The following is a 415-nucleotide window of genomic DNA, read 5'->3' on the forward strand; positions in this document are numbered from 1 at the left end:
CACCGTTGGTGCATCATTCACCGGCGTGACAATCACCGTCACCGTGGAAACGGCTGTTCCTCCCTGACCGTCTGATACCAGCACGGTAAACTGATCGGTTCCGTTAAAATTTAAATTCGGCTGGTAGCTAAAGGTTCCGTCGGCATTCACTACGGCTACTCCGTTGCCAGGTGCAGCTTGCAGGCTAAAGGTTAATGGATCTCCATCTGGATCTACCGCCACAATTTGATTAATTAACGTGCTATCTTCGGCAATGGTAAAGCTGACATTGGACGTAATCGGCGGGTCATTTACTGGTATGACATTGATGGTTACGGTGGAAACGGCTGTTCCTCCCTGACCATCTGATACCAGCACCGTAAATTGATCGGTTCCGTTAAAATTAAGATTTGGCTGATAGCTAAAGGTTCCATTA

Annotated in this window: 1 protein-coding gene; it reads right to left on the reverse strand. The window is 47.7% G+C overall.

Going from position 1 to position 415, the window contains the following annotated elements; translation table 11 throughout:
• A partial coding sequence (locus POF52_RS31050) for a tandem-95 repeat protein (RefSeq protein ID WP_271998208.1) occupies positions 1-415 on the reverse strand: 415 nt, incomplete at both ends.

The sequence above is a fragment of the Priestia sp. AB genome (assembly GCF_028369225.1).
GTDB lineage: Bacteria > Bacillota > Bacilli > Bacillales > Bacillaceae_H > Priestia > Priestia megaterium.